This window comes from uncultured Granulicatella sp. (assembly GCF_963528195.1).
Lineage (GTDB): Bacteria > Bacillota > Bacilli > Lactobacillales > Aerococcaceae > Granulicatella.
Genome location: NZ_CAURVN010000010.1, coordinates 32,677 through 54,149, shown reverse-complemented (window position 1 = coordinate 54,149; position 21,473 = coordinate 32,677). Strand labels below are relative to the sequence as shown.

Annotated in this window: 20 protein-coding genes; 17 read left to right on the top strand and 3 right to left on the bottom strand. The window is 33.2% G+C overall.

The annotated features are described in order from the left end of the window. Window positions 1–134: 134 nt before the first annotated feature. The 9 genes from RWR88_RS04590 to RWR88_RS04550 all read left to right on the top strand — a co-directional run bounded on the left by RWR88_RS04590 (window position 135) and on the right by RWR88_RS04550 (window position 8,552). Window positions 135–803 (top strand): hypothetical protein, encoded by a 669-nt coding sequence (locus RWR88_RS04590; RefSeq protein ID WP_314450851.1) that lies wholly within the window; start codon window positions 135–137, stop codon window positions 801–803. A 206-nt stretch (window positions 804–1,009) separates the two neighbouring features. After that, window positions 1,010–1,771 (top strand): AAA family ATPase, encoded by a 762-nt coding sequence (locus RWR88_RS04585; RefSeq protein WP_314349616.1) that lies wholly within the window; start codon window positions 1,010–1,012, stop codon window positions 1,769–1,771. After that, window positions 1,764–2,666, top strand: a complete 903-nt coding sequence (locus RWR88_RS04580; protein WP_314349618.1) for a ParB/RepB/Spo0J family partition protein — start codon at window positions 1,764–1,766, stop codon at window positions 2,664–2,666. Before RWR88_RS04585 ends, RWR88_RS04580 begins: the two co-directional genes overlap by 8 nt. An 11-nt stretch (window positions 2,667–2,677) precedes the next feature. Next, a complete protein-coding gene (locus RWR88_RS04575; RefSeq protein ID WP_314257870.1) occupies window positions 2,678–2,881 on the top strand; it encodes a DUF951 domain-containing protein in 204 nt (67 codons plus the stop codon). 18 nt (window positions 2,882–2,899) lie between these two features. Then, entirely contained in the window at window positions 2,900–4,000 is a 1,101-nt protein-coding gene (gene ychF / locus RWR88_RS04570; protein ID WP_314450850.1) for a redox-regulated ATPase YchF, read from the top strand. A gap of 27 nt (window positions 4,001–4,027) precedes the next feature. After that, window positions 4,028–4,705 carry a DUF1129 family protein gene (locus tag RWR88_RS04565; protein ID WP_314450849.1) on the top strand — a complete coding sequence of 226 codons (678 nt, stop codon included), beginning with the start codon at window positions 4,028–4,030 and terminating at the stop codon, window positions 4,703–4,705. A 105-nt stretch (window positions 4,706–4,810) separates the two neighbouring features. Continuing rightward, entirely contained in the window at window positions 4,811–6,634 is a 1,824-nt protein-coding gene (locus tag RWR88_RS04560) for a DUF2207 domain-containing protein (RefSeq protein WP_314450848.1), read from the top strand. A 33-nt stretch (window positions 6,635–6,667) separates the two neighbouring features. Next, window positions 6,668–7,372 carry an O-methyltransferase gene (locus tag RWR88_RS04555; RefSeq protein ID WP_314450847.1) on the top strand — a complete coding sequence of 235 codons (705 nt, stop codon included), beginning with the start codon at window positions 6,668–6,670 and terminating at the stop codon, window positions 7,370–7,372. Between the two features lie 163 nt (window positions 7,373–7,535). Continuing rightward, window positions 7,536–8,552, top strand: coding sequence for a glycosyltransferase family A protein (locus RWR88_RS04550; protein ID WP_314450846.1), 1,017 nt, complete (start codon window positions 7,536–7,538; stop codon window positions 8,550–8,552). A gap of 58 nt (window positions 8,553–8,610) precedes the next feature. Here RWR88_RS04550 and RWR88_RS04545 read toward each other — a convergent pair whose 3' ends face one another. After that, window positions 8,611–9,549, bottom strand: a complete 939-nt coding sequence (locus tag RWR88_RS04545; protein WP_314450845.1) for an LPXTG cell wall anchor domain-containing protein — start codon at window positions 9,547–9,549, stop codon at window positions 8,611–8,613. A 116-nt stretch (window positions 9,550–9,665) separates the two neighbouring features. Here RWR88_RS04545 and glf point away from each other — a divergent pair, with 116 nt between their 5' ends. Next, window positions 9,666–10,778 carry a UDP-galactopyranose mutase gene (gene glf / locus RWR88_RS04540; RefSeq protein ID WP_314450844.1) on the top strand — a complete coding sequence of 371 codons (1,113 nt, stop codon included), beginning with the start codon at window positions 9,666–9,668 and terminating at the stop codon, window positions 10,776–10,778. Window positions 10,779–10,927: 149 nt separating this feature from the next. Here glf and RWR88_RS04535 read toward each other — a convergent pair whose 3' ends face one another. Then, window positions 10,928–11,812, bottom strand: coding sequence for a LysR family transcriptional regulator (locus tag RWR88_RS04535; protein WP_314450843.1), 885 nt, complete (start codon window positions 11,810–11,812; stop codon window positions 10,928–10,930). A gap of 90 nt (window positions 11,813–11,902) precedes the next feature. Between RWR88_RS04535 and RWR88_RS04530 the strand changes: the two genes are divergently transcribed. The 6 genes from RWR88_RS04530 to nadE all read left to right on the top strand — a co-directional run bounded on the left by RWR88_RS04530 (window position 11,903) and on the right by nadE (window position 19,486). Further along, complete coding sequence (locus tag RWR88_RS04530; protein ID WP_314450842.1) at window positions 11,903–12,844, top strand: 2-dehydropantoate 2-reductase; 942 nt, start codon at window positions 11,903–11,905, stop codon at window positions 12,842–12,844. A 98-nt stretch (window positions 12,845–12,942) separates the two neighbouring features. Continuing rightward, window positions 12,943–13,986, top strand: coding sequence for a PTS sugar transporter subunit IIC (locus tag RWR88_RS04525; protein WP_314450841.1), 1,044 nt, complete (start codon window positions 12,943–12,945; stop codon window positions 13,984–13,986). A gap of 121 nt (window positions 13,987–14,107) precedes the next feature. Next, on the top strand, window positions 14,108–15,040 hold the full coding sequence (locus RWR88_RS04520; protein WP_314450840.1) for a LysR family transcriptional regulator: 933 nt from the start codon (window positions 14,108–14,110) through the stop codon (window positions 15,038–15,040). 19 nt (window positions 15,041–15,059) lie between these two features. Further along, entirely contained in the window at window positions 15,060–16,772 is a 1,713-nt protein-coding gene (locus tag RWR88_RS04515) for a phospho-sugar mutase (RefSeq protein WP_314450839.1), read from the top strand. 388 nt (window positions 16,773–17,160) lie between these two features. Continuing rightward, a complete protein-coding gene (locus RWR88_RS04510; protein ID WP_314450838.1) occupies window positions 17,161–18,636 on the top strand; it encodes a nicotinate phosphoribosyltransferase in 1,476 nt (491 codons plus the stop codon). A 22-nt stretch (window positions 18,637–18,658) separates the two neighbouring features. After that, window positions 18,659–19,486, top strand: coding sequence for an ammonia-dependent NAD(+) synthetase (nadE, locus tag RWR88_RS04505; protein ID WP_314450837.1), 828 nt, complete (start codon window positions 18,659–18,661; stop codon window positions 19,484–19,486). A 64-nt stretch (window positions 19,487–19,550) separates the two neighbouring features. Here the strand turns inward: nadE and RWR88_RS04500 are convergent, their stop codons facing one another. Further along, window positions 19,551–20,480 (bottom strand): XRE family transcriptional regulator, encoded by a 930-nt coding sequence (locus RWR88_RS04500; protein ID WP_314450836.1) that lies wholly within the window; start codon window positions 20,478–20,480, stop codon window positions 19,551–19,553. Window positions 20,481–20,689: 209 nt separating this feature from the next. Between RWR88_RS04500 and RWR88_RS04495 the strand changes: the two genes are divergently transcribed. Then, window positions 20,690–21,409 (top strand): hypothetical protein, encoded by a 720-nt coding sequence (locus RWR88_RS04495; protein ID WP_314450835.1) that lies wholly within the window; start codon window positions 20,690–20,692, stop codon window positions 21,407–21,409. Window positions 21,410–21,473: the final 64 nt, after the last annotated feature.

Sequence of the window (21,473 nt, the reverse complement as noted above, 5' to 3'; positions counted from 1 at the left end):
AGCGCCGATAGTAGTTGGGGGTTTCCCCCTGTGAGGGTAGGACGTTGCCACGCTTCTGATTAGAAGGAGAATTTCTGGAAGGAAATTCTCTTTTTTTGTATACTATTTTTATAAACGATATTGGAGAATATGACATGAAAAAAGTAAATTTTTGGATAATTTGTTTACTAGGAGTTTTTCTAGTAGGCTGTAGCGAAGTAGTTGAAGATAAAGGTTTACAAGATAAATTAGTACAACAAGAAACACAAGTTAAAAACTATCATTTAACATTAAAGCAAAATGAAGTAAAGAAAAAAGACGTAACAAGTTCGACTCAAGTCATTGCGAATGCCTCTGTTTGGAGTGATGGTACAGGATTTGGAACTCGTATTGATAAGACAGACGGTAAAGCTACAAATCAAATTGAAGTAATAAGTGAAGGCAGTAAAGGAGCTATTCGTTATTATCAAGATAAATGGGAGCCAACTATTTCTGCTCAATCAAGCTTACAAAATGTTATAGGATTTACGTATCACAGTGTATTACAACTAGCTCAAGATTTGTCGAATGTTGCTACTTGGCAATCAGATGGAAGTTTTGACTATCAAGGGAGTGATTCTGTTGTACGATTAGCATTAGCTTCAATGAATATTCAAGTTCACGAGAATACGAAAATTATGGTGAAGATGAAAGCTGATGTTAAGACAAACATCATTCAAAGTTTCTCATTAATTTTAAATGAAGAAGACGAAACGATTCAAAAAACTTATGAAGTGATTTTTAATGGAATGAATCAACAGCATAAGAAAGAATTACCACTTTAGTTAGTTTCAAGTTGCGATAAATTAGTTAAAAAGATATTTCATGTTTCAATGGATTTCCTAGGAAAAGACTACTCATATTCCTGTTTTTTTGTTACAATAGGAATGGATAAATTTAAAGAATTGCGAGAAATGGAAAACATTTTGTAGACATGCGAGAGGGAGAATGCTTGCATTCTCCTTTTTTTATGAAGATTGGAGGTAAGACAATGGGAAGAATTATTTCAGTTGCGAATCAAAAAGGTGGAGTTGGTAAGACAACAACAACTGTCAGTTTAGCAGCTTCCCTAGCAAAACTTGGTCAAAAAGTTTTAATTATCGATAGTGACCCTCAAGGTAATGCCACTAGTGGATTAGGGGTGCAAAAAGCTGAGTTAGCTTATGATGTTTATGATGTTATTGTAAATGAAGTGAATGTTCATGAAGTAATTGTACCTACGACACGTGAAAATTTAATGATAGTACCTTCAACTATTCAGTTGGCAGGAGCTGAAATTGAATTAACAAATCAGACACATCGTGAACAAAGATTAAAACAAGCATTAACAACGATTCGTGATGAATATGATTATATTTTTATAGATTGTCCTCCTTCTTTAGGACATTTGACAATGAACGCCTTTACTGCTAGTGATACTGTTTTAATTCCCGTGCAATGCGAATATTATGCATTAGAAGGTTTATCTCAATTGATGAATACTATTACGATGGTTCGTAAGCACTTCAATCCACAATTAAAAATTGAAGGTGTTTTACTAACAATGTTTGATGCACGAACAAACTTAGGTAATGAAGTAAAAGATGATGTCATCAAATATTTCAGAGAAAAAGTATACCGCACCATTATTCCGAGAAATGTTCGTTTATCAGAAGCACCAAGTTATGGACAAGCCATTGTAGACTATGATCCTCGTTCAAGAGGAGCAGAAGTTTATCTTGAATTAGCAAAGGAAGTGTTATCAAATGGTTAAAAATCAAAAATCAAAAGGCCTAGGTCGTGGAATTGATGCACTTTTTGGTGGAAATTTTGATAGTATCGAAAATTTAGAAAAGGTAGATACAACAAATGAAAAGGTTGAAGAAATTTCCATTAGTGAAATTCGTCCAAACCCTTATCAACCTCGAAAAGATTTTAATGAAGAAGCTTTACAAGAATTAGCGGATTCGATTCGTGAACAAGGAGTTTTTCAACCGATTATCGTGCGAAAATCAAGTATTAAAGGCTATGAATTAGTAGCAGGAGAAAGAAGATTACGAGCTTCTAAACTTGCTGGAAAAGAAACTATTCCAGCTATTATTCGTGAATATAGCGAAGAAATTATGATTCAAGTAGCCGTTGTAGAAAATTTACAAAGGGAAGATTTACGACCAATTGATGAAGCATTAGCGTATAAATCTTTAATGGATGCATTAAAACTAAACCAAGAAGAAGTCGCAAAGAAAATTGGGAAAAGTCGTCCTTATATTGCGAACTTCCTTCGACTATTATCACTACCATTAGAAGTTCAAACACAATTACAAGAAGGTCAATTATCAGTGGGGCATGCTCGTGCTTTATTAGGTTTGAAAAAAGCGGACAAAATAATTCCTTTATCTAAAAAAGTGATTGAAGAAGGAATGACGGTTCGAGCGCTAGAAGAATTGATTCAGACAATGAATGAGCCTATTGAAAAAGTGAAGAAACTCAAAAAGATTCAACCAAAACCAGCTTATATTGTTGAATCTGAAGAAAGATTAATGGATAAATTTGGAACATCTGTCCAAATCACTCCGAAAGGAGAACGTGGAAAAATCGAGATTGAATACCTTTCTCAAAAAGATTTAACTCGTATTTTAGATGTATTAGAAATTGAATTAGATGATTAGGAGTGAATAGAATGGCTGTAGTGGAATATGCTCTTGGGGATTGTGTCGAAATGAAAAAACCTCATGCATGTCAAACCAATTCATGGACGATCATTCGAATGGGAATGGATATTCGTATCAAATGTAATCATTGTGGGCAAATGGTCTTAATGCCAAGACGAGAATTTGAACGCAAAATGAAAAAAGTAACTTTGAAGAAAGAAAATAATGAATAGAAAGAGTGTGAAATATACATGGCGTTAACAGCAGGAATCGTTGGATTACCAAACGTTGGGAAATCAACATTATTTAATGCAATTACAAAAGCAGGAGTAGAGGCAGCAAACTATCCGTTTGCGACGATTGACCCAAACGTTGGGGTAGTAGAAGTTCCAGATGAAAGACTTCAAAAATTAACAGAATTAGTAAAACCGAAAAAGACAGTTCCAACAACATTTGAATTTACTGATATTGCAGGGATTGTAAAAGGTGCTAGCCGTGGGGAAGGTTTAGGAAATAAATTCTTAAGCCACATTCGTCAAGTAGATGCAATTTGCCAAGTCGTGCGTTGTTTCGAAGATGAAAATATTACACACGTTGCTGGTAAAGTAGATCCAATTGCCGATATTGAAACAATTAATTTAGAATTAGTATTAGCAGATTTAGAATCAGTTGATAAACGAATTGCTCGTGTTGCTAAAATTGCCAAAACAAAAGATAAAGATGCAGTAGCAGAATTAGCAGTTTTAGAAAAAATCAAACCAGTATTAGAAGATGGTCAATTAGCACGTACGATTGAATTTACAGATGAAGAATTACCAATCGTGAAAGGTTTATTCTTATTAACAACAAAACCGATGTTATATATTGCTAATATTTCAGAAGATGATGTAGCAGAAGGTGGACATAATCAATATGTTCAATTAGTAGAAGAATATGCTGCAAAAGAAGATGCAGAAGTAGTCGTTATTTGTGCACGTGTAGAAGAAGAAGTTGCTGAATTAGAAGAAGAAGAAAAACAAGTTTTCTTAGAAGAAATGGGAATTGAAACTTCAGGTTTAGATATTTTAATTCAAAAAGCTTACCATTTATTAGGATTAGCCACTTACTTCACTGCTGGAGAACAAGAAGTTCGTGCGTGGACTTTCCGCAGAGGAATGAAAGCTCCACAATGTGCTGGAATTATTCACTCTGACTTTGAAAGAGGATTTATTCGAGCTGAAACAGTAGCTTATGCAGACTTATTAGAATTTGGTAGTATGGGTGTTGCAAAAGAAAATGGAAAAGTACGTCAAGAAGGAAAAGAGTATATCGTACAAGATGGCGATGTTATGCTTTTCAGATTTAACGTGTAATCATCATATCTTGTGGGGGATTGAATCATGACAGAAAATCAAACTGAAGTAAAAAAAGTAGATGTTACTACATTACGTAGTCAATTAACGAAAAAAAACGAACAATATGTATTACAACTAGAACGTTCTCTAAAAGAAGCTCAAGTTTCTAAAGCAAAAATCACTTCAACTTTAGAAGAAATGCTTCCAGTTTTAGTAGAAAAACAGAAAAAAGGTTTAACAGCTCGCCAATTATTTGGTACTGTGACACAACAAACACAATCTGTATTGGAAGGGCCTAAAAAAGATCCAACGGTGAAATCACCAGATTGGCAAATTGCTGTAGATGGTGGATTAATGGTCGGAGGATTCTTCGCATTAATTGCTGGAATTACATTATTCTTAAATCCAGAACAATCAGAAGCAATGGGAGTTATTTCCTTACTCATGAACTTTGTAGTAGGTGGTTTAGCATTATTAGCTCTTTCTAAAGTAACTCCAGATATTAATCAACCAAAAGGAAAACGTGGCTATATTCGTTATTTAGTGGTTAGCTCATTAGTGATGCTCGCATGGTTAGTCCTTGTAATGGGAACACAATTGTTGATTCCAACAAGCATTAATTATGTCTTCCCAGCCATCGTGTACTTATTTATTGGATCGGGCGCACTTGTTTTAAAATGGTATTTGAAAAAAACATTGGATATTCGAGGCGGTATTTTATAAGCAAATTTTTGATGATTTAAGGTTAATAAGACTTGATTAGGATAATGGAAGTGGGAGTAGAAATCTGTTATTTCATCCCACTTTCAGTGTATCGGAGGGAATAAAATGAAACCATTACGAAAAATAATAGTAATGCTGATGTTTTTAATGCTACCTCTATTCATTTTTACTTCAACAATTGAAGCTAAAAGTTTAGAAGTAACAAAATATAATATCGATGTTGATGTAAGACCAAATGGGGATGTTCGTTTTAAAGAAGAAATGACCTTTACTGCTGATGGAAGTTATAATGGTATTTTTTATAATTTAGATTATTTTGGAGAAAAAGAACCAAAAGATGTAACCGTTGATTTTAAAACAAGCGATGGAGAAGTTGTTACACTATTAAAAAGTGATACAGGGCATAATAGCACTTATTCAACAGAAACTCTTGGATCTTTATTAAAATTTAAGGTGTTCTTACCTTTCGCAGATAGTTCGAGAACCGTTGTTTTTAATTATACAATTCCACAGTTGATTAAAAATTATAAAGATACAGCGGAATTAAACAGACGAGTAGTTGGACAAGAGTGGGAAGTTACGCAAAAAAATATTCATGTTCATGTTAGTTTACCAGGTGCAGCAACAAAAGAAACATTAAGAGCTTGGGGACATGGAGGAATTGGTGGTAAGGTAGAAATTGATCCGGATTACAAAGGGGTTACATTTACCGTTAAGAAAAATGAACCAAAGAGTTTTGTAGAAACGCATATGGTATTTCCTGTAGAATTAACAAAAGATAATCCTGTGACAAACGATTTTAACGCTTTTGCTGGAATTGTAGATATAGAAGAACGATTAGTGAAAAGAGATCAAGAGGAACGTTCTGTAAAATGGGGTGTAGCAGGTTTTGGAGGACTACTTAGTTTAGTCGCTTTAGTTTGGGCATATTTTAAAGGGAATTTAGCTGATAAAAAGCGTCTTGAAAAAGTACCGTTTGTACCAGAACATTTATATGAATTGCCAGAAGATTTGACACCAGCCATTATGTCAGCAGCTATTTATGATGGTGTAACGATTGATGATTTTAGTGCAACGATAATGGATTTAGTACGTAAAAAAGTTCTAACGATGACGAGTGAAGAACCTTATATTTTAGAGTTGAAACAACATTCGTATCATTTACTACCTCATGAACAATTAGCTTTAGATATTTTATTCAAAAAAATTGCTAAAGGAAATAGTTTAGAATTAGATTTAGTTTCTGAATTTGCAGAGAATTGCCCAGAAAGATATACAGATATGCTAGATAATTGGTATGAAGGAGTAGATGATGCTGCTGATGAATATAGTGTTTATCGTTTCGAGGAGGGAGAAACTGCTCCAAAGGCAAATGGAGCAATTCTTTTAGGGATAGCAGGGCTTCTTCTGTTTGTTGGCGGTGTATTTTGGGCTACTAAGAATCTGTTCCCGACTATTATTGCAGGGATTATTAGTTTTATTATTTATCTTGTAACAGTTCGTTTTAGTAAATCAAATGCTCTACAAAGAAGCTTAAAAGGTGAATATGAATATCGTCGTTGGGAAGCATTCCGTCAAATGTTAGTTGATATTTCTAGTTTAGATAGAGCTGATTTACCAAGTATTCAAATCTGGGATCATTTATTAGTTTATGCCATTTCTTTAGGAGTTGCTGAACAAGTCATTGAAGTATTAGAAGAAAAATTCCCTGATTGGATTCAAGAAAGTGTATTCTATTCACCAACCTATGGTTGGCAAATGGCTGTCTATAATGAGATTCTACAGGATTCATTCACTGATAGTTATCTTTCAGCAGTGGATGAAGTTAGTTCAAGTTCCGATTCATCGAATAGCGGTGGATTTGGAGGAGGATTTAGTGGCGGTAGTTCGTTTGGATCTGGTGGAGGATCCGGCGGTGGAGGTTTCTAATTTCCTCATGATAAATCGATAAAAGGAGCAAGTATGTTAAATGAAATGATGTTTCGACCAGTCGTTAAACCTGAAGTGGTCGAATATATGAGAAAAAGTCAACGTTCCTTTCCTGGTAAATTAGGAGAGCTAGAACAAATGGCGAATGATTTAGGAATTCCAATTATTCCTCATGAAACAGCGGTATATTTAGATTTCTTATTAGGACTATATCGTCCAACTCACATTTTAGAAATTGGAACTGCTATTGGTTTTTCTGCTAGCTTAATGGCGCAATATGTACCTAAAGGCGGTTCTGTAACAACAATTGATCGATATGAATTAATGTATTCAAGAGCAAAAGAGAATTTTAAAAAATTAGGCATTGATGACGTTGTAACTCAAATTGAAGGGGATGCAGCACATGTGTTGCCAACTTTAGAACAACAATATGACTTTATTTTTATGGATAGTGCAAAAGCGAAATACATTGAATTTTTCCCTCATTGTATGCGAGTATTAAAAACTGGTGGAGTACTTGTGGTAGATGATATTTTCCAAGGTGGAACAATTTTACAAGATGAGAGTGAAATACCACGAAAAGTTCGAAAAATTCATCGCCGTCTAAACTTATTTTTAGACTTTGTTCAAAAAGATGAAGCGTTGAAATCCACTCTAGTTCCATTAGGAGATGGCATTATTATGATTCAAAAATTAGAAGAAAAAGATTATCTTCCGATGATTGAAGCATTATTATAAAAATGAGACTCTTTCTTTTCTATGAAAGTAGGAAAGGAAGAGTTTTTTGTGTTTTGATAAAGAGAAAAGTATAGATTAGAAATAAAATGTATATTTTATTGACAAAAAGCATATAAAAAATGGTAGAATAGATAAAAGAAATAGAACCCGAAAGGACTTAGAAATGAAATTACTAACCATAGCAGTTCCTTGTTATAATTCACAAGAATATATGCATTACTGTATCCAATCATTAGTGACCGGTGGAAATCTAGTAGAGGTCTTAATTATTAATGATGGTTCAAGTGATAATACACAAAATATAGCAGAAAAGTTTGAACAACAATATCCAGGTATTGTCCGTGCGATTTCTCAAGAAAATAAAGGGCATGGTGGTGCTGTTAATACAGGCATGCAACATGCAACTGGGAAATATTTTAAAGTAGTAGATAGCGATGATTGGGTCGATGTCCGTGCTTATTTAAAAATTTTAGAGCATCTGCAACAATTAGAAGATGCACAAGAAGAAGTTGATGTAGTCATTACAAACTTTGTTTATGAAAAAGAACAAGCTAGAAGAAAGAAAATTATGAGATATCAGTCTTCTTTCCCTGAAAACACAGTGTTTACTTGGCAGGATGCAAAGCCGCTTCGAAAAGGAAAGTATATGATGATGCATTCCTTAATGTATCGACTAGATATTTTAAAACAATCAAAATTACAATTGCCAGAACATACTTTTTATGTGGATAATTTATTTGTATTTATTCCACTTCAGTATTGTCAAAAATTGTATTATATCAATGTCGATTTCTACCGTTATTTTATCGGACGAGAAGATCAATCGGTTAATGAACAAGTGATGATTCGCAGAATTGATCAACAAATTAGAGTGAATCAATTATTGATGGAAGCTTATCATAGTGATTGGGAATTTCCAAAAGTTTTAAATGACTATTTATTAAATCATTTAGAAATTACAACATTGATTTCTTGTGCCTTATTAAATAAAGCAGGTACACAGGAACACCAAGAGAAAAAGAAAGCTTTATTAGAAAAATTAAAAGAAACCAATACGCCAGTTTATAAAGAAATTCGTAAAAATGTAATTAGTAAAATTGCGATGAACGATAATGCACCTGCTAGACAAATGTCGAATTTGATTTATACCGTGACTCAAAAAATAGTTGGATTTAATTAGAAAATCCCCAACGATTGGAGAAAAGTCTCAATCGTTGGGGATTTTGAATTGTTGTTATTTATTCGTTATTTGAAGTATTTGTATTACTGATAGCTTCAGTAGTTGGTTTCGCGTTATCTGAGGAAGCTTCAACATTTGATTCTGCAATAGTTACAGCAGAAGCTGTAGTTGTCGTAGGCTCAGTTGAAGTTGTAGTTGTTGCAGTAGTTACCGTAGCTTCAGTTGAAGTTCCTGCAGTAGTAGTAGTAGGTACTTCATATTCTGGTAATTCAGGTTGTACCAGAGGTTCACCTTTTTCTGACAAAACTTCAGCTTTTTTATGCGCTTCAGGCATTCTAGGAACTTCGCCTTTGAATTCAGGTTTTTCGTATACCAAAGATTCACCTTTAGTAGTTTCAAACTTAGTAGTTTCACTTGTATTTGGAATAATGATATAACCATATAGACAGTGGTCTGAAGTTGGTACAAATGTAGTAACTGGAATGGTTGTTATTTTTGTTTCATTTTCTGCCATCACATTTCTTAAATTATAAAGAGATGTCACAGAAGCTGTAATCAATAATACCATCCATACTTTTTTCTTATGGTATTTAATCATAAGAAATGCTAAAGCAACTAATACTCCTGCAGTTAAAACAATCGTTAAGGATTGTTGTGTTCCAGTTTGTGGCAATGATTGTTTTGCTTGAGCTTTTAAAACAGTTGTAAGTGTTGTTGTTTGTGGGGCACTTTCAATTGTTTTCTTTTGTGTAGCTTCACTTGTTTTTTCTATTTCATCCGTCAATTTACAGTGTTGCTTTGAATACACAAGAGTATAGGTAGTACCATCTGTTGGTAATTCATCTTCTGAATTTACTCGGATAATGTTTTTTACTTGCCCTTGATTTAATGTTTCTAATTCAACAGTATTAGCTACTTGTGCATAAATTGAATGATTTAAACCGCTAAATAATACTGTTGTTAGAAATATTGCTGATAATAATAATTTTTTTATCATAATTTCCTCCTTTTTCTTCATTTAATATTTTATATACATTAGGAAGATGTGTCAAGGTGCTATCTGAATACATCTATGTTACAATAATGTTATAAATATATAAGGAGAATAAATAAATGGCATATGATTATTTAGTAGTAGGGGCAGGATTGTTTGGAGCAGTTTTTGCACGTGAAGCTGCTAATCGAGGATATAAAGTAAAAGTAATTGAAAAACGTTCACATATTGCAGGAAATATTTATACAAAAGAAGTTGAAGGGATTCAAGTTCATGAATATGGAGCACATATTTTCCATACAAGTGATAAAAGAATTTGGGATTATGTGCATCAGTTTGCCATATTTAATCGTTATACAAATACGCCTGTTGCGAATTTTAATGGTGAAATCTATAATTTACCATTTAACATGAATACTTTTAATAAATTATGGGGAGTTGTGACTCCGCAAGAAGCAGCAGCCAAAATTGAAGAACAGCGAGCAGTATTAAATGGAAAAACTCCTGAAAACTTGGAAGAACAAGCTATTTCTTTAGTAGGGGAAGATGTCTATTACAAGTTAATTAAAGGTTATACTGAAAAGCAATGGGGACGTTCTGCAACAGAATTACCAGCCTTTATTATTCGCCGATTACCTGTTCGATATACGTATGATAATAATTATTTCAACGATACGTATCAAGGGATTCCAATTGGTGGATATACTCAAATGGTTGAAAATATGTTCAATCATGAAAATATTGAAGTGGAATTAAATGTTGATTTCTTTGAGAAAAAAGAAGAGTATTTACAAAGCGGCGCTAAAATTATTTTCACAGGAATGATTGATGAGTTTTTCAATTATGAATTGGGAACGTTAGAATATCGTAGTTTGCGTTTTGAAACAGAAGTGTTAGACACAGAAAACTTCCAAGGAAATGCAGTTGTGAATTACACAGATCGTGAAACTCCCTATACTCGTATTATTGAACATAAACATTTTGAATTTGGAACACAAGAAAAGACAGTTATTACAAAAGAATATCCATCAGATTGGGAAAAAGGTCAAGAGCCTTATTATCCGGTCAATAATCAACAAAATAATGATTTATATTCTAAATATAAAAAGCTAGCTCAAATAGTCCCTCAAGTAATCTTCGGAGGGCGCTTAGGGCAATATCGTTATTATGATATGCACCAAGTAATTGCAGCAGCGTTAGAAGTAGTTAAACAAGAATTTGAAGAAAAATAACAAATAAGGAGGACGTTTTTAGGACGCCTCCTTATTTTGTTATAAGAAATAATAATCACTTCATAAAAAAATCTAATTGGTAATTATTCTGAAAGAGATGTACAATTTTGTTAGTGAATCATTGAGCATAAAATGCTGATGAACTCATTTTACAGTTGTCTCAATAATTGAATCAATTCAGTTACAATAGGAGACGTTTTAGAAGTAGTTTTAGTAGCTAAGCCGATTGGAAAGAAGGAATGTTTATCTTTTAATGGAATCCATATTAATTCTTCATCGGTATAGTAATGTTGGTATTGCGTAGCCATTAAACAAACAGTATTCAATGTTTTAACACTAGCTAAAACGACTTCCCAATTATCATCTGTATATAAAATATGAGGATGAACATTAAATTTTTTTGCTTGGGAATGTAAAAACTGCCCAATAATATACTGAGTTGTTAAGGTGGAAAAAGATTGTGTCGCTAACTCTTCAAAAGTAACAAATGATTGTTTTGCAAGGGAATGATTTTTTGAAACAACAACACTGACATCGTAGCCTAGTTTCGGATTTGAAAAAGCTTCTAGTGTAATGGTCGGTTCATAATTAGGGAAGGATAAAATTCCTAAATCAATTTCGTTTTCAGCTAATTTTTGTTGTAATTCATAAGATCCCCCTTGAACCATTGTAATTTCAATATTAGGATGTGAAAACATAAAATTGGAAAATAGGGGCATGAATTCCATTGCGAATAATGTTGGGAGACCAATTCGAATGGATTGTCTAGAATTTATTTGAAGCTGTTGCATTTTTTGAGTTAATTGTTCAAATTGTTGTACTAAAGCTTTCCCTTCTTCGTACAATAATTGTCCACTAGCAGTTAGTTGCTTTTTACTAGAATCATACACAAATAAATGTGTATTAAATTCTTGTTCTAGTTTTTTAACTGTTTGAGAAAGGGTAGGCTGTGTTATAAAGAGACTTTTAGCAGCATCGGAAAAGCTATGATGTTCAACGATGCTAATAAAGTACATGAGTTGTTTAATGTCCATAATCATTCTCCGTTCTAGTTGTTTGTTATCATTTTAACAAGCAAACTTCTGAACTTCAATGGAGAATAGTAAAAATTAGGAGGAATTATTATGAAAATTGTAATTGCAGGAGCAGGCGCAATGGGAAGTCGTTTCGGAGTGATGTTACATCAAGCTGGACACGAGGTGTTATTTGTAGATGGTTGGGAAAGTCATGTTCAAGCAATCAATGAACAAGGACTTCAAGTAAATGATAATGGAGAAGAAAAGATATTTCGTATTCCAGCAGTGTTACAATCTAAAGCAAAAGAGGATACACAAGCAGATTTAATTATTTTATTTACAAAAGCGATGCAGTTAGATCAAATGTTGCAAGATATTCAATCGTTAATTCATTCGGATACAAAAATATTATGCTTATTAAATGGTATTGGACATGAAGAAATTATTGAAAAATATGTTGCACCTACTCATATTTTATTAGGTAATACAATGTGGACAGCCGGAATGAATGGACCTGGAAAAGTAACGTTATTTGGAAATGGAACAGTTGCTTTGAAAAATTTAGCACCAGAGGGAGTAGAGGATGCTAAAGAAGTAGTAGACGTATTAAATTCAGGTGGACTTAATGCGACTTATTCTGAAAATATTTTATTTGCCATTTATAAGAAAGCTTGTGTCAATGGAACAATGAATGGGCTTTGTACCATTTTAGATTCCAATATGGCAGATTTTGGAGAAACAACGACTGCTCATGAAATAGTTGAAGCTATTGTTACAGAATTTTCATTAGTTGCAAAATATGAAAATGTTGAAATAAACGTGAAAGAAATTGTTGATTACATTGAAATGAATTGTTATAATCGTGACACAATCGGTCTTCATCATCCATCGATGTATCAAGATTTAATCTTGAATAATCGTTTGACGGAGATTGATTATATTAATGGAGCAGTGGTTAGAAAAGGTAAGAAATACGGAGTTCCAACACCTTATTGTGCCTTTTTAACATCATTGATTCATTGTAAAGAGCAAATTTTGAAAGCTCACTAATAAAAGGTGGAGAAAGTGTAGAAATTAATTTGTGAAGTGTTTCTAGAAAGTTTCAATAACTTTTATAAAGGAGTAGACAAAAAGAAAGAAGGGGTTATATGGAAGCTCAAGAAAAAATGACTGCAAAAGTCTTTATGAACAAAATCTTACAAGGAACTGCATTAGGGGTAATTATTGGTTTAATTCCAAACGCTGTATTATCTGCAATTTTAAAATATTTTAGTCAATATCCACTAGCAGTTCAAATTACACAAATCGCTGTAATTTTCCAATTAGCAACACCTTTAATTATTGGTGCATTAATTGCTTTACAATTTGGTTTTAAACCAATGCCAATGATGGTGACAGCCGGAGCAAGTTTTGTGGCGTCAGGTGTTGTAAAATTTAATCCAGAACTAGGAAAATATGTTGGAGCCGGTACTGGAGACTTAATTAATACAATGTTAACAGCTGCGATTGCAGTATTAGCATTAATGTGGATTAAAGATAAATTCGGTTCTACAGCCGTAGTTGCAATGCCAATCGTTGTTGGTGTTGGTGCTGCATTTATCGGTTTACAATTATTACCATTCGTTGCGAAATTAACAGCTGCAATTGGAGCAGTTATTAACGAATTCACTCATTTACAACCAATTTTAATGTCTATTTTAATTGTATGTTCATTTGCATTCTTAATTATTTCACCAATTTCAACCGTTGCGATTGGTTTAGCGATTCAATTAAACGGTGTGTCTGCTGGTGCTGCTGCGATGGGGGTAGCTGTAACAGCTGTAGTATTAGTCGTTCATTCATGGAAAGTGAATAATTCAGGAGTAACTTTAGCGATTGCTTTAGGAGCTATGAAATTAATGATGCCAAACTTATTCAAATATCCAATTATTTTAGTGCCAACTTTAACAACAGCAGTGATTTCTGCGATTCCAGTGGCATTATTTGAAGTCAGTGGTACTCCTCAATCTGCAGGTTTTGGTTTAGTAGGTTTAGTAGGGCCATTAGCTTCTATTGATGCAGGATTAAATATTGCTCTAGCAGTTGTTGCTTGGTTAGTTGTACCAGTTGTTGCAGCATTAGTAACTAAATTTGTTTATGAAAAAATGTTGAAATTATACGATTCTAATGTTGTATTTAAATTCCAACAATAAAATAAATCATTGAAAAGAACTGGGCTTTAAGCTCAGTTTTTTTTATTTGCGAAAACTATAGGGTAGCATGAAATTAAAAAGTCATTTATAATAAAGATAAGATGGCAAAAGGAGAAAAAATATGCGTATTCAACAATTAGTTTATTTAGAAAAAATTGCAGAAAAAGGATCCATTAATGAAGCCGCAAAAGATTTATTTTTAACGCAACCAAGTCTGTCAAATGCCATGAAAGATTTAGAGCAAGAAATGAATATTCAACTCTTAGTTCGGCATAAAAATGGAGTTTCTCTAACCGAAGAAGGTCGAGAGTTTTTAGTCTATGCTAGACAAATATTGGATCAAGTAAACTTGATGGAAGAAAAGTATAAACGTAAAACAAAACGGAAACGGGATTTCTCAGTTTCAGCTCAACATTATGCGTTTGTTGTTCATGCTTTCGTAGCATTAATTCGACAAGAAGCTGGTGATGAATACCAATTTACGTTAAGAGAAACAGAAACTCAAAATATTTTAGAGGACTTAATGAAATTCAAAAGTGAGTTAGGAATTTTATATTTAAATAATTTTAATCGCCAAGTTATGAAGAAATTATTTAAAGAAAAAAACTTAGAGTTTAAGCCACTTTTCACAGCAAAACCTCACGTGTTTATTAGTAGAGAAAATCCATTAGCTTCTCAATCTAGTATTACACTAGAAGAATTAGAAGACTATCCTTATTTATCTTATGAACAAGGAGAAGAAAACTCCTTCTATTTTGCTGAAGAGATTTTAAGTACAATGGAACATAAGAAGAGTATTAAGGTAAGTGACCGTGCGACGATTTTTAATTTAATGGTCGGGTTAAATGGGTATACGATTAGTTCGGGAATTATTAGTAGTGAATTAAATGATGATAAAATTGTGGCAATTCCATTAGCGATTGAAGATGAATTAGAAATTGGATATTTAAAACATCATCAAATGGAATTATCACCTGTGGCACATATCTTTTTAGAATTATTAATTACGCATATTAGAGGCTATGGCTTTGAAGTTGCGACAGTATTAGATTAAAACAAAGGAGAATGATGATATGAATTGGCAAGATGTTGCATTAAAATGGGAAAAGTTTGAAGGGTTAGAAGATTATTTAAAAACACAATTAGAAAACTTTTCTGAAAAAGAAAAAGAGGAAGCGTTCTATGCTCCATTAGAATTTGGAACAGCAGGAATGCGTGGAATTGTTGGTCCAGGGATTAACCGTATGAATATTTATACAGTTCGTCAAGCAACAGAAGGGTTAGCGCGATTAATTGAAACATATGGAGAAGAAGCGAAAAAACGTGGGGTAGCAATTGCTCATGATTCTCGTCATTTCTCTCCTGAATTTGCATTAGAATCTGCAAAAGTTTTAGTAAAACATGGCATTAAAGCTTATGTATTTGAAGATTTAAGACCAACACCTGAATTGTCTTATGCGGTACGTCACTTGCATACATTTGCAGGAATTATGATTACAGCTAGTCATAATCCAGCTGCGTATAATGGATATAAAGTATATGGTGAAGATGGAGGACAAATGCCTCCAAAAGATGCAGATGCTTTAACAGAATTTGTTCGCCAAGTTGAAAATCCATTAGCAGTAGACGTCGTGACAAAAGAAGAATTAGAACAATCAGCATTATTTGAATGGATTGGTGAAGCAGTAGATGCTGCTTATTTAGAAGAAATTAAATCAGTTTCAGTAAATCCAGCCCTATTATCTAATACAAAAGACTTATCTGTTGTTTATACTCCATTACATGGAACGGGGTTAATGTTAACAAAACGAGCATTAGATCAAGCAGGATTTACAGGATTACAAATTGTATCTGAGCAAGCAACTCCAGATGGAGACTTCACAACTGTAAAATCTCCAAATCCTGAAGAAGCAGGTGCATTTGAATATGCGATTCGTTTAGGAGATGAGACAAAAGCAGATGTGTTATTAGCAACAGACCCAGATGCAGATAGAATGGGTGCTGCCGTTCGCCAACCAGATGGAACTTACCAAGTGATTACTGGAAACCAAATTGCAGCGATTTTATTAGATTATTTATTATTTGCTCATCAAAAAGCAGGAACGTTACCAGCAAATGCAGCTGCAGTAAAATCAATTGTATCTAGTGAATTACCAACAGTCATTGCAGAACATTATGGTGCGAAAATGGTCAATGTATTAACTGGTTTCAAATTTATTGCAGAACAAATTAAAAATTATGAAGAAACAAATGCTCATACATTTATGTTTGGCTTTGAAGAAAGTTATGGATATTTAGTTCAACCATTTGTTCGTGATAAAGATGCGATTCAAGCAGTATTGTTATTAACAGAAGTAGCAGCACACTTCAAGAGCGAAGGGAAAACTTTATATGATGGTCTTCAAGCTTTATATGAAAAATATGGTTATTTCTTAGAAAAAACAATTTCTGTAACAGTTCAAGGATTAGAAGGCCCTGCTAAAATCAAAGCTTTATTAGATGGATTACGTAAAGAAGTTCCTTCTAACTTTGGTGGCATTAAAGTAGCATTGGCGCAAGACTTTTCGGTGAACCAACAAGTAGATGCAGAAGGTATTGTTTCTGAAATTGGCTTACCAACTTCAAATGTATTAAAATATATTTTAGAAGATGGTTCATGGATTGCGGTAAGACCAAGTGGAACAGAACCAAAAATTAAATTCTATATGGGTGTGAAAGCTGCTACTCAAGAGGAAGCAGAAGAAAAATTAGCAAAATTCCAAAAAGACTTGGATGCCTATATTTAATATAAAAAATTAGAATGAGACTTCTCTGAAGTAGCAGAGGACTACAGTAGTTGTATAGTCAAGATTAATGCTACAAGGAGAAGTCTTTTTTGTTCTCTATCGGACAATTTATCTTAAAAAAGAAAATTTTAGGAATTTTTCCAAAAAACTCTTGCTACTTTGTGAAAAGAGGAGTAAACTAATAGTAGGAAGAATACATTGATAAATAAAGAGACTAGATAAAATAGTTTATTCATTTTGAAGGTATTTAAGTGTAAAAATGATGGTTGAAAGAGGGGCTAGGCGACTAGCCCCTTTTGCCGTAAAAAAAGAGTTTAGAAAGTTTGTACAAACTATGAAAACTGGTGTACAATAAATGTAATTATAATGAAAAGAGGGTTATGGAACCATGAAATTCCGTTATCATGATGATAGTTTAACGCTACATACTGATTTGTATCAAATTAATATGATGAAGACTTATTGGGAAACAGGTCTTCATGAGAAAAAAGCAATTTTTGAAGCATATTTTAGAAAGTTACCTTTTGAAAATGGGTATGCAATTTTTGCAGGTTTAGAACGTTTAGTTCACTATATTGAAGATTTAACATTTAGCCAAACAGACTTAGATTATTTAAGAAGTTTAGACATTTATCCAGAAGAATTTTTAGACTATTTGAAAAACTTTAAATTTAAAGGGAATATTCATTCTGCTGTTGAAGGAGAATTAGTATTTGCAAATGAGCCATTAGTTCAAGTCGAAGGAACTCTTGCAGAATGCCAATTAATTGAAACAGCCTTATTAAATATTATTAATTTTCAAGCATTGATTGCTACAAAAGCTTCTCGTATTCGTACTGTAGCAGGAGATGATCCTGTATTAGAATTTGGAACAAGACGAGCTCAAGAATTAGATGCAGCATTATGGGGAACAAGAGCAGCTTATATTGGGGGATGTAATGCGACAAGTAATGTTCGAGCTGGAAAAATGTTTGGAATTCCTGTTTCTGGAACTCATGCGCATTCTCTAGTTCAAGCGTATCGTGACGATTATGAAGCATTTAAAGCTTATGCTTCTACTCATCGTGATTGTGTATTTTTAGTCGATACGTATGATATTTTACGTTCAGGTGTTCCAAATGCCATTCGAGTAGCGAAGGAATTTGGAGATAAAATTAATTTCTTAGGAGTTCGTATTGATAGTGGAGACATGGCGTATATGTCGAAAAAAGTTCGTCAACAATTGGATGATGCAGGCTATACGGAAGCTAAAATTTATGCCTCAAGTGATTTAGATGAAAAAACAGTTCTGAACTTAAAAATGCAAGGGGCTAAAATTGATGTTTGGGGAATTGGAACACGTTTAATTACAGCTTATGATCAACCAGCGTTAGGCTGTGTTTATAAATTAGTAGCGATTGAAGATGAAAATGGCGAAATGGTTCCAACCGTAAAAATTTCTAATAATGCAGAAAAAGTTTCAACACCAGGTAAAAAACAAGTGTGGCGTATTACTCGTAAGAGTGATGGAAAATCTGAAGGGGATTATATTGCACTATGGCATGAACGTCCAGATGAATTAGAAGAGTTATATATGTTCCATCCTGTTTACACATACATTAATAAAACAGTGACAGATTTTGATGCTCGTCCAATTTTACAATCAATTTTTGAACAAGGTAAATTAGTTTATACATTACCTTCATTAAAAGAAATTAAAGCGTATAAAGATGAACGAGTAGAAGCATTATGGGATGAATATAAACGTATTTTAAATCCAGAACAATATCCAGTTGACTTATCTACAGAAACATATCAACAAAAATTAGCTAGTATTGAAGCCGTTCGTGCAGAAGTGAAAGAAAAAGCAAATCGTTTAGGGTAATCAGATAGAAAAGGAAAAAATCATGAGACCATTACAACAAAAAATTATTGAAACGTTAAAAGTACAACCGAAAATTGATGTTCAACAAGAAATTGAAAGAACGATTCAATTTTTAAAAGAATATTTAGTGAAACACCCTTTTTTAAAAGGTTATGTTTTAGGAATTAGTGGTGGACAAGACTCTACTTTAGCCGGTAAATTAGCTCAGTTAGCGATTGATGAATTGAACCAAGAATATCCAGAAAAAGATTATCGTTTTTACGCAGTTCGTCTGCCTTATGGAATTCAAGCAGATGAACAAGATGCGATGGATGCCATTGAATTTATGCAAGCAGCAGATATATTGCGAGTGGATATTAAGCCTGCAGTGGATGCATCTATGAATAGTATTACAAGTTTAGGATTACCAATTAGTGACTTTAATAAAGGAAATATTAAAGCTCGAGAACGAATGATTGCACAATATGCGATTGCAGGTCAAACAGGATGTGCAGTGATTGGTACGGATCATGCAGCAGAATCTGTAACAGGATTTTATACAAAATTCGGTGATGGTGGAGCAGATATTTTACCATTATGGCGCTTAAATAAACGACAAGGACGTCAGTTATTAGAATATTTAGGCGCTCCGGAACATTTATATTTAAAACAACCAACGGCAGATTTAGAAGAAGAACGTCCATCACTTCCAGATGAAGTAGCTTTAGGCGTGACGTATGAAGCAATTGATGATTATCTTGAAGGAAAAGAAATTGCAGAAAAAGATGCTCAAACCATTGAAAGTTGGTATATTAAATCTGAACATAAACGTCATTTACCAATTACCATTTATGATGATTTTTGGAAATAATCTAAAAAATAAAACTCTATTAGATAGGATGATTCCCAATCTAATAGAGTTTTTTTATGTTGCTTTATTGTTCTAAAGGTTGACCTGTTTTATTCAGTTGAGTGACTTTTGAAAAGAAATCTTCCCTCAGACGAATGAGTAATTGATTCTGGGACGTCTTTTCAAGATGATCTAGAGTTGCGAATATATGTTTAGCAAGTTCTAAACCATAGACATCATTTTGACGAAGGAAATTACAGGAGCGTTCCATAGAAAGAGCAATAAATTGTGTCAATTTCATGCTTAGCTCTGGAAAAGCGTTCATCACTTCGAGTGTTTTTTGTGCTAATTTTTCTGCTTTATCATAATGTCCTTGGATAGAGTAGTTTTTGACTCCTGCTCGTAGAGCGGAGAGATAGTATTCAGAAGCACGAGTATAATGGTATTCCGTTTGAGTTTTCAAAACATCTAGTAAATGATAAAGTCGATAATCTAAAAATTCAATCGAAAAATGTGAAATGATAGCAGAAAATACATTCACCTCAACATAGTTCCAGTATTCAACTTTAGTAAGATAAGCTTTGATATATTCCAATTCTTCATAGTCTTTTGGTGTTAAAAGAGAGTCTCCGACAATAGAGGCAATTCCGAATTTACTAACAACACGATTGGCAATAATGAAGTGTTCTGCAATACCGGAATTCTCTAAGGGTTGGTTTAGAAGGTCTAGAGCCTTTTTATATTCTCGTTTGGAAACTAAATTAGCTACTTCAACTTGACGTTTATGAAATTCGGTAGGAAACATTTGAGCTCTAATTTTGTCGAAAGTCTCTTTATCAATTCCAATATTATCCATGATTTCTTCAAATTTTTGAATTGTAATACGGGATTTTCCTTGTTCAAATTGTCTCAAAAAATGTGGCGTAACAGTCGTTCCTGCAGCTTCTTTTTGAGTAATCCCTCTATCTTCCCGAATTTTTTTGAAAACTAGTCCATAAATACTTTCATCGTTCATACTTGTTCCTCCTAAATGTATGCGTTGTTTTCTTGATTATATCAATTGTGTAAGTGTTTTTAAAGAAAAGGTATGTATAGTTTCTTTTTAGGGTTAAAAGTATGAATAGATATTCTAACAAGGTAAACATAGTTACGTTTTTAAAAGATTTATCAATAAATTCGTTATACTGCAATTGTAAGAAATCAAAATAAAAGGAGATGTTTCTAATGAAACTACAAAAGAAAATTGCAATGTTAGGAGTTGCTTTAGCTACAACTGGAATGTTGGCAGTATCAAATTTACCAACTGTATCTGCACAGGCGGAAATTTTTAATGTAGCTGAAATGAAGAAAAATGTAGAAGGGCGTAAAGATTTATTACTATTGTATGAATATGCTTTTCTTTATAAAAATCAAAATAATCCAGATGCTATTATAGAGTATCAAAATAGAACGGTAACTGTTCAAGAAAAGCTAAAGGAAGTTCCTCTTTCAAAATTTGAAAAAGCTTTGGGATATAGTCCAGAAAAATTGAAAGAATATAGAAGTAGTGCTATTAAGAATTTAGAAAAAAATCAGCCAAAAGGGATTTGGAAACAAACTGAAGAAGGTTGGCATTATGTACTTTGGTATGGAAATGGAGGAGTTAGTGCTGAAGGATGGATCAAAGACGGTGGGAATTGGTATTATTTAGGTACTAATGGAGTAATGGTAACTGGTTGGGCTCAAGTGAATGGAAAATGGTATTTCTTACAACCATCAGGAGCAATGGCAACAGGTTGGGTTAAAGACAATGGTACATGGTATTATCTTGATTCATCAGGAGCAATGAAAACAGGTTGGTACGAAGTAAATGGGAAATGGTACTATTCATATGCTTCAGGAGCATTAGCTGTTAACACAACAATTGATGGCTATACTGTTAATGAAAATGGTGAATGGGTTTAAGAAATTATAGAATAAAAAGGATGACAGAATTAGGCGACTTCGTGTTGCCTAATTTTTTATAGGC

Coding starts and splice junctions, on each gene's coding strand:
- RWR88_RS04590 (WP_314450851.1), top strand. CDS start 135: ATGAAAAAAGTAAATTTTTGGATAATTTGTTTACTAGGAGTTTTTCTA.
- RWR88_RS04585 (WP_314349616.1), top strand. CDS start 1,010: ATGGGAAGAATTATTTCAGTTGCGAATCAAAAAGGTGGAGTTGGTAAG.
- RWR88_RS04580 (WP_314349618.1), top strand. CDS start 1,764: ATGGTTAAAAATCAAAAATCAAAAGGCCTAGGTCGTGGAATTGATGCA.
- RWR88_RS04575 (WP_314257870.1), top strand. CDS start 2,678: ATGGCTGTAGTGGAATATGCTCTTGGGGATTGTGTCGAAATGAAAAAA.
- ychF (WP_314450850.1), top strand. CDS start 2,900: ATGGCGTTAACAGCAGGAATCGTTGGATTACCAAACGTTGGGAAATCA.
- RWR88_RS04565 (WP_314450849.1), top strand. CDS start 4,028: ATGACAGAAAATCAAACTGAAGTAAAAAAAGTAGATGTTACTACATTA.
- RWR88_RS04560 (WP_314450848.1), top strand. CDS start 4,811: ATGAAACCATTACGAAAAATAATAGTAATGCTGATGTTTTTAATGCTA.
- RWR88_RS04555 (WP_314450847.1), top strand. CDS start 6,668: ATGTTAAATGAAATGATGTTTCGACCAGTCGTTAAACCTGAAGTGGTC.
- RWR88_RS04550 (WP_314450846.1), top strand. CDS start 7,536: ATGAAATTACTAACCATAGCAGTTCCTTGTTATAATTCACAAGAATAT.
- RWR88_RS04545 (WP_314450845.1), bottom strand. CDS start 9,549: ATGATAAAAAAATTATTATTATCAGCAATATTTCTAACAACAGTATTA.
- glf (WP_314450844.1), top strand. CDS start 9,666: ATGGCATATGATTATTTAGTAGTAGGGGCAGGATTGTTTGGAGCAGTT.
- RWR88_RS04535 (WP_314450843.1), bottom strand. CDS start 11,812: ATGGACATTAAACAACTCATGTACTTTATTAGCATCGTTGAACATCAT.
- RWR88_RS04530 (WP_314450842.1), top strand. CDS start 11,903: ATGAAAATTGTAATTGCAGGAGCAGGCGCAATGGGAAGTCGTTTCGGA.
- RWR88_RS04525 (WP_314450841.1), top strand. CDS start 12,943: ATGGAAGCTCAAGAAAAAATGACTGCAAAAGTCTTTATGAACAAAATC.
- RWR88_RS04520 (WP_314450840.1), top strand. CDS start 14,108: ATGCGTATTCAACAATTAGTTTATTTAGAAAAAATTGCAGAAAAAGGA.
- RWR88_RS04515 (WP_314450839.1), top strand. CDS start 15,060: ATGAATTGGCAAGATGTTGCATTAAAATGGGAAAAGTTTGAAGGGTTA.
- RWR88_RS04510 (WP_314450838.1), top strand. CDS start 17,161: ATGAAATTCCGTTATCATGATGATAGTTTAACGCTACATACTGATTTG.
- nadE (WP_314450837.1), top strand. CDS start 18,659: ATGAGACCATTACAACAAAAAATTATTGAAACGTTAAAAGTACAACCG.
- RWR88_RS04500 (WP_314450836.1), bottom strand. CDS start 20,480: ATGAACGATGAAAGTATTTATGGACTAGTTTTCAAAAAAATTCGGGAA.
- RWR88_RS04495 (WP_314450835.1), top strand. CDS start 20,690: ATGAAACTACAAAAGAAAATTGCAATGTTAGGAGTTGCTTTAGCTACA.